Here is a 17,332-nt window from a genome sequence, read left to right as displayed (position 1 = left end):
TGCTGCGCCATGAAACATCGTCCGGGCAATGAAGACCACCCTCGCCACCCGCCCTCGGGCATAAAGAGCAGGGACCGCGATACTAGCCTACTAAAGTCGAGCAAATAATCGGCTAGGGGGCTGGCGCAGAGGCAAGGTTCAGCCTCTGAGATTTTTAGACGAGAGCATCTCTGCAGGTTCCGGGCAGTTCCCGCTTCGCGGGATCGCAGATGCTGTAACGCGAGTGTCCACGCCACACGGTACACCGTTTCTAAAACTTGATCACTGGCGCGAGCGCGACGCAAACCAGGCCCGCGATGAAGAATGCAAACATCAGGGCGAGCAGGCGTTTGGCGGAGCGGTCGGCGCGGGCGAACTCTTTCCACACAAAAATTCCCCAGATGGCTGACACCATGGTGGCTCCCTGGCCCAGCGCGTAAGAAGCTGCGGGGCCGACCATTTGCACGTAGGAAGCCACAAAATTCGAAATGGTCCCCACGCCCCAGATCATTCCCCCTACCACTCCCCAGAAGTGCAACAGCTTGTTTCCCCGTAGATAATCCGCAAAGCGGACTGGCGGGCCGGAAACGGGCCTGCGCATGAAGACGTAATTCAGCGGGATGGTGCAGGCCAGTACTCCGAGCCCAAAAACGTAAGCCACAGTGTAAGGGCCCAGGTGGCGCTCGCCGGTCAGCGCCTTGGCAACGAAGGGATAGAACAGGCCCATGCCCAAGCCGCAGAACAGGCTGAGCACAATGCCCTTGGTGCTCAGCGTCAAGTCTTTGGAAATTTTCCGGTAGGCCATGGCGTCCAGCACGATGGCTACGCAGACGAGCGCGATGCCGCCGAACAACAGCAGCGGATTTCCGGCCGGCGTGATGATGTAATTCAGAATGGACCCGATCACCAGCGCCAGCCCGATGCCGATGGGGAAAGCCACGGCCAGCCCGGCAATCGCAATCGCGGCAACCAGGAGCATGTTGGCAACGTTGAAAATGATGCCGCCCGCAAACGCCAGCAACAGGTGGTGGGCGTCGGCCCGGCCGAGATTGGCCATAAACCCGTCGGGACTTGCCGGCCGGGTATTGCCGAGCGTGAAGCCCATGATCACGGTCATCAGAAGGATCCCCCAAAGGTAGTCCCAGTAGAAAAGCTCAAAGCGCCAGTTTTTGGTGAGCTTCTGGGTGTTCGCCCAGCTTCCCCAGCAGACCATGCTGAGAATCATCATGAAGAGAGCAACGGCGTAAGTGGAAGGAACAAACATCGCGAGCGCCTTTCAGATCGAAAATGTTTACCGGCTCGATTCCGCATCGACAACACAACGAAAACCGACCGTGCCGGAACGGTCTGTGCCGGGAGCCATCAACAGAAACTTGCCATGCTCATTCAGCTTGAACGCTTCCGGAAAATACCAGCGCGTGCCCTGCGGGTGATAGTGGCTCCCGCCGCGCAGGATGGCCGCGCGCGTGTGCGGATCTTCAAATTCGTCAGTCCACTGCCAGACGTTGCCCACCATGTCCATCACTCCAAATGGGCTTGCGCCTTTCGGGTGGGCGTCAACGGCGGAAGGCGGCGGAAGTTCCCTCCCCTTGTCGAGCGGCGGAACGGCGGACGCATCCCGATCGTTGCCCCAGGGATAGAGCCGCCCGTCCGTACCCTGCGCCGCGTACTGCCATTCCCATTCGTGCGGCAGGCGCTTGCCGGCCCAGGCGGCGTAGGCGCGGGCGTCTTCAAGCGAGACCCAGGTGACGGGCTTCGCGCCCCAGCCGTCGGGATACGTTCTGTTTTTCCAGTCCCGCAGGAAATTGTGATCGTCCTGGGGATGATAGCTCGAAGCCTCCAGGAATTTCTTGAACTCGGCGTTCGTCACCGGGTAGCGATCGATATAAAACGCGTGGACAGCCATGCGGTGATGATGATAACGGCGCGGCGAGTCTTCCCACGGCTCCTGAACGTCTACGCCGATGTCGTTGCCTCCCTCGATTTCAATTCCGTGTACATCAAACATGAAATCGCCGCCAGGGACCCTGATCATGCCCGGCGGCGCCGACGCTGCGGCTTTTGTCGGTTGAATTTCCACGACGTGCTGCGGAAGAAAATGCCATTCGTGCGAGAAGGAGCTGAGCGGCTTTTCCGAGAGACGGTGCATGGTGGCGAGCAGATCATTGAGCTTCGGGTCCGTTCCGCCGGACGTGGCCAGCACCGAACCGAACCCGTCCGCCTCGATGTCAAAGCTCAAAGTGGCCGTGCCGCCCTCGACCGCCGGCTTGAGCTCGACTCCGTGCCAGAGATCGAAATAGCGCGTCCCCGGCTGGTAAGGCGCGCGGATCTGGCGTCCTTCCACGTCGTACTGGTTTCGGTTGACGAAAGTCCACAGTGTTTCGCTGCCGCCGGGAAACATGCTGGCAAATACGCCGTAGCGGAGCGTTGGCGTGTGCGGAGTCCACTCGCGGCTGGTCAGCAGTTCCGGGAAGGCCCTTTCGATGGTGGCCACGCGGCGCAACGCTTCCGCGTCGCGCGGAGTAATCTGGTTCCAGATGCCCCAGATATTTTCCCAGCTTTCATAGCCGACGCCATTGAAGAATGCGGCCTGCAGATCGTCGGTCTTGTCCCGCGCCCAGCGGTTGCAGACGTTCACCATGTGGCGGGGCTCGAGCCATTTGTACAGGCTTACCATCGGCTCAAACGGATACTCCCAGTACCCCCAGCTCATGTTGTTCCAGGCCAGGGCCTCGGCGGGGCTCTCAGGAGCGCCCTCCGGCTCAAATGCGAGCGGGTGGCCGGTGGCATCCGAAGCCTTCCGAAACGCCAGCGGGACTTCGCTCAGCGTATCGCCGTTCACTCCGTCCGCACCGACGTCAGCAAGCAGCCGCGCCGTCGCCGTCCAGTTAGGCACGCCTTCATCGCGGGTCCCCTGGTCCCACAGCATCACCGGAAACAGCACCTTGACTCCGTGGTGGTGGAACTCCCCGATCATCTGCCGGACGCCTGCAACACCGCCGGGCATGTCGCGCAGCCAATCGTACTGATTGCGATTATCGATGCCGATGTTCGGGTAGGTATGCCAGATGAGGACAGCGTCGATGCCGCCATAGCGATTCTTCAGGTCATCCAGGTAACGCTCCACCGTGTAGCGATGCGCGACGGGATCATAGAAAAAGCGGTCCTGCATCATCATCTGCGGCTGGATAAAAGAGCTTTCGGTCCACTTCAGTTCCGGGCGTGAGTACTCGGAACCGTCATAGCCCGCACGGATCAGCCGCTCCATGCGGAAGTGCCGAATGTCCGCAATCCATTCCTGAAAAGCTGTTTCGGAATATTCCTGCTGCTCCGCGCTGAAGCAGCAATGGCTGCCGCGCTCGAGGTAGCCGGGCGGACCGGGTATCTGTTCGTGTTTGGGCGGGTATTTGGTGTCCTGCGCAGACAAGACCGGCGCAATGATCAGACCGAGAGCAATAACCAGCAGCACGCGCTTCCCAACCATAGGCGGGTGTTCTCCTTCCTTCTGTTTCCAAATGTAGCGACCGAAAGTGATCTTTTGCCTGCCTAATTAAACCTGAGACCCTTCCCGACTTCCAGCATTATTTTCATTCTCGTTTCTGCACGAATGTGCGGACAGTTCGGCTTCGCGGCCACCACGGACGGGCACACTGCGGCCTCTGTGGCTCGAAGGCCCAGTTGGAAAGGTCAAACTGTGTTTGGAATTGAAGTGGGGAAAGCGCTGAAGGCGGGAAATTCTTTAGAGGGTGGCAGGACAGACAGCGAGTGTTAGCTTGCCAGAGGAATTGCGGGCTTTAGAGACGCCGGTTCCAGCATGGGGAATGCCAGGCAAGCTCGCCTGCATCACCGCCGAGGCGAAATCGTTGCGGCCGGAAAAGGTCTGAGCGGGTCATCCCGGCCTTGCAGCCCAATCAGGTCAACCCGATGTTTCACCATCAAATTAATGAAGATTGCATAATAGAGTGACGGACTTCCGTAGCGCCGGGACGGCGGCGCTACAAACCATCTTGTCACCATATTTTGTAATCCTCAGTAGGTCCCTCGCCGTCCTGCTGGCGGCCGTGGCTTTCAAGTCTTCAAACTATTGACAAAAGGCATGTTAAGCGCCCTGATAATAGGCATCTCTCGCGCCTCGAAGGACACCTGTCCGCCTGTTCTTGATTGAACCTGAACCTCTTCTAGCCCTTCGTACAGTTGTTGGAAAAGGTCCCGCGTTAGTAGTCTTAGTGCCGCAGCCAAGAGAGCTGAAAGAGGCAGACTTTCAAGCCGGATAGCAGCAAAAAAAATTACTGAGCGGAATGGTTCATTTGAAAGCCTGCAGGTGTTGAGAGAGTACCAAACGGGGAGGACTGATGGCAAATGACCTCTGCTGCCTTCTGGGCGAGCCTATGACTCGCCGCAGCGGAGGACGCCAAACAAGGCATTGAGTCGATCGAGGGGGGGCCCGATGCGCAGATTGCGAACTTGCATAAGAAAGGGAAAGTCAAGATGCGTATTTTCGGGTCGAACTCAGGCAGGCGCCGTCTTCATCTTCTTCTTTTCGTTTTTTCCGTCCTTGCATTGCCCATCACGATAAACTTTGCCGCGGGGTTTCAAGGCAACGGATGGGGCCATTCAAGCCTCCAGCTTGCAATTAACGGCATTGGACCGGGCAGCGGGCCCGCGGCCGGAGGAACATTAGTAACCATCTTCGGCACGGGGTTCAATCAGTCAGCTTCGGTTGCCTTTGGGAGCGTCGCGGCGGCGTCCGTGATCGTTATGAGCCCAACGCAGTTGCAGGCCATCACTCCGGCGCATGCGGGCGGGATGGTCAGCATCGCGATCACGGAAAACCCCCACAATCGGTCGGCAATGCTGCCAGGCGGATTCACCTACACCACCGCTTCGGCCAGTTCAAGCACTTCAACCGGATCGAGCGGTTCAAACACCTCAACCGGTTCGGGCAGTTCAACCGGCTCAACCAGCATGGGTATTTCCGGCGCTTCGCCAACGGTCGGGCCAACCACTGGTGGAACGGTCGTCACCATCACTGGCACAGGTTTTCAGGCAGGCGCTTCCGTTGCATTCGGCGCCTCAAGTTCCCCCACAGTCACGGTAGCCAGTTCCACCGAGATCGATGCCATTTCGCCTCCGGAAAGTTCGGGGACCGCGGCGATCACGGTCACCAACCCCGATGGCCAGTCGGCTTCGCTTCCTTCCGGCTTCACTTACAGTTCGGGGCCGTCCCTCAGCACGATTTCGCCCAATACAGGGCCGGTGACGGGCGGGACCACCGTGACGATATCGGGGAGCGGATTTCAGAGCGGAGCGAGCGTGAGCTTTGGCGGAATTGCCGCGACATCCGTGAAGCTGGTCAGTTCCACCCAGATCCAGGCTGTCAGCCCTGTTTCACCGGCCGGAACAGTCACCATCGTCGTGACAAATTCGGATTCTCAGGGTGCCACGCTGGGTTCAGCGTTTACTTACTATCACACCGTCGGCCTGGCGTGGACAGACAGTTCCACGTCGGTTTCCGGTTATAACATCTACCGGAGTTCGACCTCCGGCGGCCCTTACATCCGGCTCAATTCCAATTTAATTTCCGGCACCTCATTCAGCGATGCGAAGGTGCAGGCCGGGGACACGTACTTTTATGTAACAACGGCGGTCAACACCAGCAACGTGGAGAGCTCGTACTCAAACCAGGCGCAGGCAATCGTTCCATCCCCGTAAAAGGCCACGCGCGGGCCTTCGCTAGCGGAGCAAAACGCGAAGTTTAGAAAGAGGGACAGAAGCGCGAGCACGCAGCGCGGCCAGCAGACGCTAAGGAACATGCCTGTACGCTGCCAGAATGCAGATCAGCCAGGCCCTCAGCTCCACGCCCCGGGCGGGTGTCGACCCCGTGGGAGAAATGTAATGAAGTCAAAAGTATCTGAAAGGAATCTTGCCGCGTGCGTCATTGCTTTGCTTGCGGCAGTAGTCCCGCTGTTTTTTGCCGCATGCCGAAGCGATATTACTTCACCCCTTGACCCGAGCACGGCCCAACAGGCGGCAGCGCCCACCATCAAATCCATTGTGCCCGACATCGCTCCCCCCGCGGGAGGAGCGACGGTCACCATTAACGGGTCCAATTTTTCATCCAGCGCCCAAGCCACTCCGCCTTCGGTCAGTTTCGGCGGAGTAGCGGCAAAAAACGTCAGGATGATCAGTTCTTTGCAACTGGTAGCCACGGTCCCGCCACACAGCTCTGGGAAGGTCAACGTGCAGGTAACGACCGCCGACGGCATGTCGTCATCTGTTCCGGGAGCTTTTACCTACACGGCCTCGTCGCCCACCGTCCGCAGCGTCTCCCCAACTTCCGGGGGCACGGCGGGAGGAACAGTGGTCACCGTAACCGGATCGAATTTTGCGAGTGGCGCAACGGTCTCCTTTGGCGGCGCTCCCGCCTCCGTTTCATTCCTCAGTTCGACTCAACTTACGGCCGTTACTCCGGCACACGCCGCCGGCTCCGTCAACGTGGTGATCACCAATCCCGACAGCACCAGCGCGATGCTGGCGGGCGGATTCAATTTTGGCACGGCGTCGTCCCTCGCTGTCAGCAGCGTGACTCCAAACTCCGGAGGCACGGCGGGAGGAACAGTGGTCACCGTAACCGGATCGAATTTTGCGAGTGGCGCCACCGTCTCCTTTGGCGGCAGTGCCGCATCCGGCGTTTCCTTCGTGAGCGCGAACCAGCTAACGGCCACAACTCCGCCGCACGCCTCAGGATCTGTCAGCGTCGCCGTCACCAACCCGGACAGCACCAGCGCAGCGCTGCCAGGGGGATTCACGTTTGGTGCGTCGTCGTCCCTCGCCGTCAGCAGCGTGTCTCCTTTTTCCGGGCCTGCGGCGGGCGGAACAAAAGTCACCATCAGCGGAGCCAACTTTCAAGTCGGCGTGTCGGTAACCTTTGGAGGGCTTCCCGCTGCGTCGGTTACGCTCAGCAACGCCTCCACCATCGTGGCGGTGACGCCGCAGCACAGTTCCGGAACGGCAACCGTCACCATAACAAACACCAGTGGCCAGTCCGCCTCATGGGCTAAGAACTATACATTCCATAGCATCGATTTGCTGTGGGACGCGCCGTCTACCTCCCCGGTTACCATCGCCGGTTACAACATTTACCGCGGGAACTCGTCGGCAGGACCATTTGGCAAACTCAATGGATCAACGCCCCTGTCAGACACATCGTTTAACGATACTACGGTGGAAGGAAGCACCACGTATTACTACGAGGTCAAATCGGTGGACTCGGACGGGACTGAAAGCGCGCCCGCCGGCCCTGTCCCGGCCACGACGTCACCTTAGGAGCTCCCTGGCAGGAGGGATCCGGCCTCTTCGCCCTACGGCGTATAGGTTGGGCAAGACCTTGCGCAAACCCTTGCGAGTTTGCACAAGGTCTCACCCTCCGCCTGACCACGGGAATAAAACTAACCCAGCCGCAATGCTAGCAGTGGACAATTTTGTCCGGGTACCCCGTAACTTCCCGGGTTGCATTGCGGGTGTCTATCACCAACTGGGAATGAAGGGCTATAAACTCGTAATCGAATGACGAATGGTCGGTGGCGATCAGCACGGCATCGTATCGAGAGAGCATTTCCGCGCTTAAGGGCGCCGAGTCCATCTGGAAATTGTATCGGCGCATCCGGCCCAGATGGGGGAAATAAGGGTCGTGGTAGTCAACCCGTACGCCACGGGCCTGAAGAAGCTCCATGACCGCCATCGAGGGCGATTCCCTCAGGTCGTCAATGTCCTTCTTGTAGGAAATCCCGAGGACGAGGATGCGCGCATTGTTCAAGCACTTCCTCCGGCGATTGAGCGCTTCTCCGGTGGCTGCAACCACGTGCTCCGGCATGGACGCGTTGATCTCTCCCGCCAGCTCGATGAATCGGGTCGGGAATTCGTACTCACGGGCCTTCCACGTCAGGTAAAAGGGATCAATCGGGATGCAGTGGCCGCCCAGTCCTGGCCCCGGATAAAACGCGGAAAAGCCAAAGGGTTTGGTCTTGGCCGCATCGATAATCTCCCAGATGTCCAGCCCCATTCTCAGACAGAGCAGCTTCAGCTCATTCACCAGCGCGATGTTCACGCACCGGTAGATGTTTTCCAGAAGCTTGGTCATTTCCGCCGCCCGCGACGAGCTCACCAGGACGGTACGCTCAAAGGCCGTTTCGTACAGGTCCCGCGTTGCAAGCACGCTGAGAGCGTTGACCCCGCCAATCACCTTGGGCACCTGGTGCGTCTTGAATTGCCGGTTGCCCGGATCTTCCCGCTCCGGAGAAAAAGCCAGAAGGAAATCCACTCCTGCTGCGCCTGTGCCGGCGTCGCCGTGCGGTTCCGCAGAATAATCGGAGACCGGGCAGCGCAGGCCGGATTTTTCCAGGATGGGGAGGACCACTTCCTCCGTGGTACCTGGATAAGTGGTGCTCTCAAGCACCACGAGCTGCCCGCGATGCAGGTGGCTGCTGATGGATTCCGCGGTCGCCCGGATGAAGGAGAGGTCCGGCTCCCGGTGGTCATCAAGAGGGGTCGGAACGCAGATGATGATCGCGTCCATCGTGCTCAACCGGGAAAAGTCCGCCGTCGCCTGGAACTGATTTCTCTCGATCTCGTGAGCAATCTCAGCGTCGGGAATGTGTTTGATGTAGCTGGTGCCCTCGCGAAGGGACTCGATTTTCGCCGGGTCGATATCGAACCCGGTGGTCTGGAAACCCTTCCTGGCGAAGAGAAGCGCAATGGGGAGTCCCACGTAGCCCATTCCGACCACTCCCACCTTTGCGGTTCTCTGCCTGACCCGGCCCTGGAACCGGGTCAGGACGTCGTTCTGTTCGTCGAGACTCTTTGCCAACAGCGCTGTGGATACCATAATTCTTATTCCTCCTGGTGGTCCCTTACCCGAACGCCGGCAACCGCCGGCAGGACCATGTTGCCTTGCGCCTCGGCCAGGAAACCGATGGTTCGATTTTGAAAACCCAGAACTGTGTAATCAGCAGCGATGGGCCCCAAACCTCATTGATACGAATTTCAAATCCGGCGCCCGCGGGGACAAGAAAGGTCGAAAAATTCCGTGCATTCAAAGTGAATAGACAAGCTTGCCGTTTTCGAGGCGCGCGCAGGCAATTCTGGCGCGCTCCTTGCCGTCTCCCTCGATTACCCAGCCACTCCCGCTCCTGACCAGCTTCATCTGGCTCCGCTGGCGCCACCAATCATTCAGTTCGCCCGGCAACGGTGTCCAGAGGCCGGCGAATTTTCGCAACTCTGCAAGCTTGCTGAGAAGCCCTTTGTAGACGCCCTGCTCGCGCCCGTTGATAATGTAATCCGGGTGGACGATGAAGTTCATCACACCATATTTTCTTCGAATAATATCCATCTGCTTTTGCCAAAGGTCGAGCCCATAGCTATGCAAAATGTTGAAAAGCGAATAGTCCTGGACCATCGTCACCGGAATTTCCAGAATGTTTCCGATGAAGTAAGGAAACGTGGTGCAGCAGCCGCCGTGCTGGGGGTCAAGGTGCGCGACGTTGGGGACCGACATGTCATATTCAAAGTGCAACAGGTCAAACCAGTCGATATTCCGGTAAAGGACCGCTGCCCTGAAGCCCCGCGCGCCGAACTGCTGCCTGTACTTCTCGATTTTCGCTGCCCGCCGCCTGAACTGCTTGTAGTGCTTGAATAGATGGCCGTCGTGGTTGAGATCGTGGACATTCACCTCGAACCCGCGGGCGCGAATACTCTGGAGGTAGGACTCCGGAACGTCGTAGCGGCGTTCGGGAACAACCTGGAACGACGCCTTGATGCCGCACGAATCATTGATATCCATCAGCCGGAGGCAGAAATCCCGTCCAGCGGTGGTCTCGACGTCATGAGTCATCACCGCGCAGGCCTGCCCGCCGTCCGGCCAGAACCAGATAAAAGGGACCTCTTTCAAGCCCTGCGCCGTCATGTTCAGGCGTAATGCCGTTTCGAGAGCGGATTCAACGCTGGTGTCTACCGGCCAGCGCGGAAACTCTCTTTTATCCCAGCCGCGCAGCGACTGCCGCTGGAGGTGCTTGCGTACCGCCACCGGCGCGACAGGCCGGACGGCGTAGTAGACTGCCCTGATGAATTTCTGGATGATGCTGCGAGCGCCTGGAGCGTTTCCGTTCCGCATATACCTTTCAAAGCGGAGCGCGGTAACGGTTTCTCCAATATCAAACGGCAGGGTTATACCGCATCGTCCGGCCCTGGCGTAAGCCAGAGCATCATACAAGGGCTCTCCGGCGCCATGAGCCGGAGTAAAGGCGGAGGCCCTCGCGTAGCAGACCGATTCGGGACCGAATTTGAAGTAACCGGCCAGCTCCGACAAATCACCCTGCACGTCAAGGCGCACAAACTCTTCCGGGCACCGGAAGTGGTCAACCATCACTTGGTCTGGGCAGTTCAGCGCGGATTCGCTAGTGCGGTCGAAAGTACCTGCTGCGTTCGTCATGGTCGCGTTAATAAAGCGGGCTGCACGGGAGGGCTATCCTTTACCGGATTAGTTGGAACTCTCCATCGTCACGCCTGCTGCGAGACAAAAAAGATCGGCACTCTGTCTCCAGGCAACACCCATCGATCAGCAATTGAGCACAATATCAAAAGGAGGGGCCACGCTTCCGGTAGACATCCGTCTCCGGCAGGAACAAGATAATCACCCGGTTTTTCACTTCCAGATCGTTGCCTGTCCCATGAGCCTTTTCATTTGCTCGTTCCGCATAAATTTAATGAGAGCGTAATCATTCACCCTGGGAGCACGGTTCAAATACGCTTGCAAAAAACCGTATAGACCTCCAATCGACCGGACCAAATAAGGTTTTTGCAACGCGCGATATAGACAACTGGCAAGGACAAAGAGTGGATGGTAACCAACCGTGTACCAGATCCGCCCATGCTTCACACTGTCGTACCACATGCCATCGGCGCCGCCCAGGTGTCGATGATGAAGTGCGTGAATGTCGGGAATGCTTAAGGTGGTCCAGCCCCGCATGCTGGCGCTTACTTCATCAACCGTGTCCCATCCGGCAGCCGGCCACAACCCGCCGATGGCCTCCCAGCACTTTCGGCGGTAAACTTTCGTCGCACCTCGCACGTGGAAATGCGGGTTGCGCTCGATCTTATGGCCATTTGAAACGCAGTGAAGCGTTCCACCAGCGATTCCGAGGGCCGGTTCGTCCCTGAATCGCTTGAGGATCCTCTCGAAATAATCGGGCTCAAAGCTGAGGTCTCCATCGAGCTTGACGACAAACGCCCAGTCACGGCAAGTGAGCTCGTGAAACCCATCGTTGAAGGCCTCGACGACCCCTCCACCCGACTTCCTGAATCCCCGGTTGATTCGGTATACGCCTCGCATCCATCGGTGTTGTTCTGCATACTTGCCAATGATGTCCCGAGTCTTGTCCGTTGATCCGTCATCCACAATGATCCATTCGTCGGGCCTGATCGTCTGGTTGATAACCGACCTGATGGTTGCCTCAAGGTGCGCTTCTTCATCTCGCACCGGAGTTATTACCACATACTTCGGAGGCCAATTCATGTTTTCGGCCATCTTGATCTCTTCTCTCACCGTGCTATCGATAACAGGGTATGGATTTCTACCGGGCCCTCCCGCTCCGGAGAGCGGACCCTTAGTTCCGCCAACGGAACCTCGCGGAGTTGCTTCACTCCGCCTCCAGGTGGAACCGTGCGGGGACGGCATCATGAATTGCACAATCCCGGCTGTGTTTTGCGCGCGTTGTATACTCGCAATTGCAGGCCGGGCAAATCCACCGCTTCGCCGTCCTCAGTCCTGATGCGAGGGACATCCGGTTCGTCTTCGTCGAATTCGAACACTGCCAACCTGCGTTGTCTAAACCACGATACGGCGTTTGCCGCGGTTGCAAACCATGCTCCGCGACTCCTCAGATTTCGAACCAGATCGACATAAAATTCATCCCAACATCTTTCAGGTGAAATACTGCGGTCATGCCAGTTGACCGTAATGACGCCGCCAAACTGAATGGCGTTGTCGACGATCTGGCCGACTCTAAGGGACGCCTGGGCAGAAGACAAATTCAAATGGGCAGGAAAGAACAGGGCTGTGTCCATGATATGCAAGGGCAATTCAAGCAGCCGTTTCGCCCCCAAGGGCTTATAGGCCTGGGTGGTTCCCGCGCGATAACCAACCGTCGCGTTATAGCCAATCGTTGAATCGTAATCAATCCCGGCCTCCTCGAGGACAACCGGCGATCCCTCTCCAAAATAGAGCCAGTGCATCCGCGAGCCGGTGCATTGCGTCCCGGTAATTCCGCGCACCACTTCCAGTTCAGTCCGACCACTGGAACTATCAAGCCACGCGTCGATTCCATGGACCCCGATCTCGCAACCTGCGGACGTCAGTTCCCGGATCTTCGCAGCAATATCGGCAGCACCATATTGGGAGGCACGAAATTTGGGAGCTGATCCATGCTCCAGCCGTCCCGGACGGCAACTGTAGGGAATGACAAAGAAAGTGGAGGGCAATCCTTCTTCCATTCGCAGATATCGATCAAACTCATACCAGAAGTCCTTTGCAAGGCCCAGATAAACAAAAGGCAGCTTTGCGGCCGCCGCCCAGTTCCTCAGCAAGCTGCGTAGAGGAAGGTGTCCTCGACATGCCTTGCCGAGGGAGACAAAAACAGCGCGGTACAAAAACCCCAGAAGGGTATGGTCAAATTTATGGCGCCGGATCGATGGGTGGTCAATGTCATGAGTCAAACAGGCAATGAATCGATGTCCTTCCGGGACCGGAGGGATTTCGGCAAGTGGTACGCCAGCGCTGACGATCAGGTCGCGCAACAATCCGATATGCAACTCCAGTACTGGGCTACTCGCGTTGGCAACGGGCTGCCCGACCGTAAGCAGCGCCCGGGCTTCTTCGAAAAGGTTGTAACCAATCCTCGCCACCGTCCTCGTGCCCTCTCGGCTGATATGGACCAAAGGATGGCCGGTCTCTTGTTCCACCAGGAATCGGGCGCCACTCTTAAACGTTATATAGTCCCGATAAATTGGGAGCCGCCCATCTTTAAAGCGCACCTCGCCTGCATGGTTTCCTAGGGCAACCGTCTCGATCCCCTGTTCAGCGTCAAAAGGCAGTGTGCTGCCGCCGTAAATCAGAACTAATTCCGCCTGACCATCGGGCACGACGCCGTCCCCGGCACAAAGTACAACGTCGTAACGGCCTCCGTCCCGGTACCACTCCCAGGGGGTCTTAAATAGTTGGAAAAACTCGGAGACTACCTCGGAATCCGCCGATTTCGCAATGACTCCAATCATAATTAATTAGATTCTGCGGGAAAGATGTTATGGGTTTCGCACTGAACCCATAGATTTCAGAAAGCGGGGCATCGGAATCGACAGGATCCCAGCCCTGGCCGCCTTACGAATACCGATCGTTCGGTAAGGATTCTCCCAAAGAAGCGTTGCCCGGACGAACGGCGGTGTCTGAGCGCAACCGTGGCCGCCGACCGTTCAAAAGCCTCTCGACCACGCCCACAAACACTCCGCTTTCCCGTGACCAGGTGTGTTTCAGGTAAACCTGTTGACCCCGTTCAACCCTCTCGATCGCCTCGTTGGAGTGAAATGCAACGTATTCAATCATTCGGGCAAGGTCGTCTGCGTTCCCCGCTTCAAAGAAGAACAGCGAGTCTGGGCTGAAGTAATCCTGGACGCCTCGAGTACGCGGGGCAATAACAGGTTTACCCATGGATAGGAACTCAAAAATCCGGTTTGGTGTATTAATCTCCGTAAAGGCATTCCGCTGGTTTGGAACGATTCCAAGATCGCAGCTTTCAATTTCTTTGCCAAGTTCTCCGGCCCGCTTCGATCCCAAAAAATGCACACGATCTTCCAACCCAAGCCTGCGTGCCTTGTCCATTACTTTATGGAGGTAAGGAGTTTCAACCGTGCAGATTTTAATTTCGGCGCCGGGAACTTTTCGACGAACCTGAACGAGAGCATCCACTGCCAGGCCCAGGCCGTTTCTTTCGACCAATGATCCGTGATACATGATCACAAAAGGTTTGGGCGGCGCATGGCCAGCCTTCTTATACGAGTGAGGAGACCGAATCGGAATGGCCTGTTCGTCGGGGGAATTCATCACAACCTCGATTTTGCTCTGCGGACAGCTGCGCGAGGCGAAAATACGTTTGCAAGCAGCATTAACCGTCAGCACGAAATCGGCCCGGCCGATGCTCCACTTCTCGAGCCACTGGATGAGGCGGACGCTCAACGAATTGTCGTCCAGGTTGTAAATGGTCTTCATGAGTTCGGGCATGGGATCGTGCATGTCAAGCAGGACTTTTGAACCCAGCGCCTTGGGCACCAAGGCGCTCAGAACAAGGACATCAGGCATGTTGTGAATGTGGACCATGTCGTAGCGGCGTTGAAAGGACCGCCGCGCCAACACGCAGGCCGAGAACAAGATGAATGCACAATAATTCCAGACATACATGAATTTGTTGCCACGGCGGCTCTTGAGCGGAAACCGGAGGATGCGCATTCCATTCAGGATTTCATGCCTCGGGGCATCTCCGTTGCCAAGACATATAAGGTCCACTGTCATGCCCTGGCCAAGCAATGCATTCACAGCCCTGCGCGGGCGCGGGTCCCCTGGGAAGGTCGAGAACGTTACCATGGCCACTCTTTTCCCTGCCAGGTTCGAGGGCGCTGCCTTCCCGCCAGATGGGGAAGGAACAGTGAAATTCATAGGATTGGACCCTGTCGTGCCGGGCCCGTGTCCCAGCGGCTGCGTCGAGAGAAAATGCCCCAATGTTGCGTTCATGATTGCCTCCGGGAAACACGTGGCAGAGTGTTCTTCGCGCTCTCAAGGCTGTTGGGAGCAGCCCCTGCCGCCAGGTTGGTCCGTATCGTTATTTGCTGAGCGTCTCGTTCGACCTTCACCTGATTGGAGATCTGAATGGCTTCGAGCATCGCCGATTGGGTCCACTTCTGGAGAATCTTGATGTTGGGCATCACGCAATGTCCCCCAATGACGCCCGGAAAGTATTTTACCGGCGGCAAGAACTTGATCTCTTCATAGAACGCGGCGACTTCGTCGTAATCCACCCCCGACTGGTCACAATACCTTTCGACTTCCTGGGCCCAGGCAATCAAAACACCGAAATAGGTTGTTTCCGTCAGCTTTGCCAGCTCAGTCGACTCGGGCGATGAGAGGATCCTGGTCTTCAAGCCTATGGACGCAAAGTGATTTGCTGCCCGCTCGGCGGCTGAGGAATCAATGGCACCCACGAACTTGGTGTAGGCGCCAAGGTCATCCAGCATACGAATGTGCTTGCCACGCACTGGGCTGTTCACGACAGCAGCACCGCTCCGCTCAGCGATCGATCGGGTGGTGCCAACTGGCACAGTGCTATTGATAATGGTCAGACTGGGCCTGAAAAGTTTGATGTACCGGGCTGTCTCGCCGACAAAATCACTGATTTGGTAGGGGTAACACACATGCATGATGTCCACCCGCTTGGTCCCCTTAACTGGAGAGATGTCCACACCCACGGCATCATGGTTCTTGGAAATCAACTCAAGAAGTGGTTTTCCTATCTCTCCGAGTCCAACAACAACAACTCTACTGTGTTTCTGCATGGACCTTGGTCCTCCTGTTTAAGATAACTGTGCGGTGAACAATCTGTTGTGTGCTACGACCCTACAGCCCGCAGGCCTCTGTGCCCCCGTCGAGATCGACACCTGCTGCGTTGCGAAAACGTCACACCGAGTCATGGCTTACTGAGGATTACAAAATATGGTGGCAAGATCGTTTGTAGCGCCGCCGTCCCGGCGGCAATTTTCAGGGCCGGTCCCGCTTGGCGGGACCGGCGCTACAGAAGTCCGTCACTCTATTATGCAATCCTCATTAAGCGACGTCCCTGCCGATGGTTTCAGTCGAATTCCAAAAATGGCTCTGCAACGCAGCCTCATGCTGGGCCACGCATTCCGGCACCTGAAGGGGTGCGCACGCGTACAGCAGGACCTTCAGCCGATCTTTGCCGGCCTGTTCTCTTTGGACCGCCTCCACAACTGCGGACCAATTGTTGACCAAATTGATTCCCGGCGCGCTGGAAGGCAGACGTTCCGTTTGATTTCCAGGCCGGTACAACCATACCGGGTGGTTCGTGTGGTGCGAGTTGCCATTTGAAGTGGCATCGGCAATTCGCATTTTTCCTGTTCGGTCCCAAAATTTTCGTTTCAAATAGCTTCTGCCCTTCGCCGACAATTCGTCCAGGGAAATGACCGAGAGGCGCCTTAGCATGTGCCGCGTACGGTAATGGGGCGGCAGATTCACGAAGGGAAAGATGTTGTGAAGGCCGGGACCCTCGCTGCACGAAGCAATCGCAACTTTTGACGCGCCGTTGCCGGGATGCCTCAGAGGGACAAATCCCTTCATGCGCGCCATCGTCAGCGACAAATCGTCTGGATACGTATTGGCAATGATGACATCGGCATCGGGAGGATGACAGGCGCGGAAGATGTTGCGGCCGTATGCCACAGCTTCATGAAAATACTCTCTCGGATCTCCACAGTATATTTGAATGACTTCGCGGTGGGAATCGATCATCAGCGAAATGACCGTTTTCATCCCGATCATGCCGGCAATTTCATCCAATTCCCGGCGAATAGGTTGGCGAACCGCGTCGCCTCCCCAACTGGCAGGCAGATGGCGAAAATGCAGATGGTAGATGGACCGGATACCCAGGATGCCCAACGCGAGCTTTGATCCGCCGCCGAAGCCGGCTGTATGGTTCGGATAAATTCCGCTCACCCCGATGACCAGGTCACAATCCAGGATGTTCTGGTTTACAAAAACCGGCGTTCCCAGGGTTGTTCTGCCAATCCGTTTCACGTCCCGGAAGCAGTCGTGGGCCACAAGCCGGCAACTCGATGCGGCTTCAGGCCCGATCTTCTTCAGCATCGCGTCCGGCATGGGTTGGCCGTGAGTGCCGGTCGCCATCACAACCGTGACATTTTGCGCTGGGATGCCAGCTTCTCGAAAGCGCTGCAGCAATAGCGGCACAACGCGACCCGCGGGCGTAGGCCGGTTCAGGTCATCCACAATAATGGCCGGCCGCGATTTGCCTTCGCAGATCTTGCGAAATGACGGCTGGTTCACGGGGTGTTCGAGTTTTTCAATGATTTCCTGTTCGGTCAGAGGCGGAGGAGTATCTGGCGACAGGACCTTGACCTCCCAGGACGGAGGAAAGTCCAACCGGATCTCCCTGTCTCCATACCACGCGGCTGTCCGCAGGATTGTTGTTGATTTCATATCAGATGGCCCAGACAACATCGCGAG

11 protein-coding genes are annotated in these 17,332 nt (G+C 57.3%); 2 read left to right on the top strand and 9 right to left on the bottom strand.

Annotation, left to right across the window (positions count from 1 at the left end):
• Nucleotides 1-250 precede the first annotated feature (250 nt).
• Nucleotides 251-1,243, bottom strand: coding sequence for a GRP family sugar transporter (locus VFQ24_17610; protein HET9180176.1), 993 nt, complete (start codon nt 1,241-1,243; stop codon nt 251-253).
• A gap of 27 nt (nt 1,244-1,270) precedes the next feature.
• Nucleotides 1,271-3,463, bottom strand: coding sequence for an SUMF1/EgtB/PvdO family nonheme iron enzyme (locus tag VFQ24_17605; protein HET9180175.1), 2,193 nt, complete (start codon nt 3,461-3,463; stop codon nt 1,271-1,273).
• Between the two features lie 1,004 nt (nt 3,464-4,467).
• Between VFQ24_17605 and VFQ24_17600 the strand changes: the two genes are divergently transcribed.
• Together VFQ24_17600 and VFQ24_17595 are read left to right on the top strand one after the other, a co-directional pair.
• The gene (locus VFQ24_17600; GenBank protein ID HET9180174.1) at nt 4,468-5,691 is read left to right on the top strand and encodes an IPT/TIG domain-containing protein; all 1,224 of its coding nucleotides are present in this window, start codon (nt 4,468-4,470) and stop codon (nt 5,689-5,691) included.
• A 183-nt stretch (nt 5,692-5,874) separates the two neighbouring features.
• A complete protein-coding gene (locus tag VFQ24_17595) occupies nt 5,875-7,305 on the top strand; it encodes an IPT/TIG domain-containing protein (protein HET9180173.1) in 1,431 nt (476 codons plus the stop codon).
• Between the two features lie 139 nt (nt 7,306-7,444).
• On the opposite strand, the gene VFQ24_17590 is transcribed toward VFQ24_17595, so the two are convergent.
• The 7 genes from VFQ24_17590 to VFQ24_17560 all read right to left on the bottom strand — a co-directional run bounded on the left by VFQ24_17590 (nt 7,445) and on the right by VFQ24_17560 (nt 17,305).
• Nucleotides 7,445-8,863 (bottom strand): nucleotide sugar dehydrogenase, encoded by a 1,419-nt coding sequence (locus VFQ24_17590; protein HET9180172.1) that lies wholly within the window; start codon nt 8,861-8,863, stop codon nt 7,445-7,447.
• Between the two features lie 207 nt (nt 8,864-9,070).
• Nucleotides 9,071-10,399, bottom strand: a complete 1,329-nt coding sequence (locus VFQ24_17585) for a hypothetical protein (GenBank protein ID HET9180171.1) — start codon at nt 10,397-10,399, stop codon at nt 9,071-9,073.
• Between the two features lie 279 nt (nt 10,400-10,678).
• The gene (locus VFQ24_17580) at nt 10,679-11,560 is read right to left on the bottom strand and encodes a glycosyltransferase family A protein (protein ID HET9180170.1); all 882 of its coding nucleotides are present in this window, start codon (nt 11,558-11,560) and stop codon (nt 10,679-10,681) included.
• 149 nt (nt 11,561-11,709) lie between these two features.
• Entirely contained in the window at nt 11,710-13,305 is a 1,596-nt protein-coding gene (locus VFQ24_17575; protein ID HET9180169.1) for a hypothetical protein, read from the bottom strand.
• A 103-nt stretch (nt 13,306-13,408) separates the two neighbouring features.
• Entirely contained in the window at nt 13,409-14,812 is a 1,404-nt protein-coding gene (locus tag VFQ24_17570) for a glycosyltransferase family 4 protein (GenBank protein ID HET9180168.1), read from the bottom strand.
• A complete protein-coding gene (locus tag VFQ24_17565) occupies nt 14,809-15,630 on the bottom strand; it encodes a hypothetical protein (GenBank protein ID HET9180167.1) in 822 nt (273 codons plus the stop codon). Before VFQ24_17565 ends, VFQ24_17570 begins: the two co-directional genes overlap by 4 nt.
• A gap of 268 nt (nt 15,631-15,898) precedes the next feature.
• The gene (locus VFQ24_17560) at nt 15,899-17,305 is read right to left on the bottom strand and encodes a lactate racemase domain-containing protein (protein ID HET9180166.1); all 1,407 of its coding nucleotides are present in this window, start codon (nt 17,303-17,305) and stop codon (nt 15,899-15,901) included.
• Nucleotides 17,306-17,332: the final 27 nt, after the last annotated feature.

The sequence above is a fragment of the Terriglobia bacterium genome (genome assembly GCA_035712365.1).
GTDB lineage: Bacteria > Acidobacteriota > Terriglobia > UBA7540 > UBA7540 > SCRD01.
This window is presented reverse-complemented; position numbering and strand designations above follow the sequence as displayed.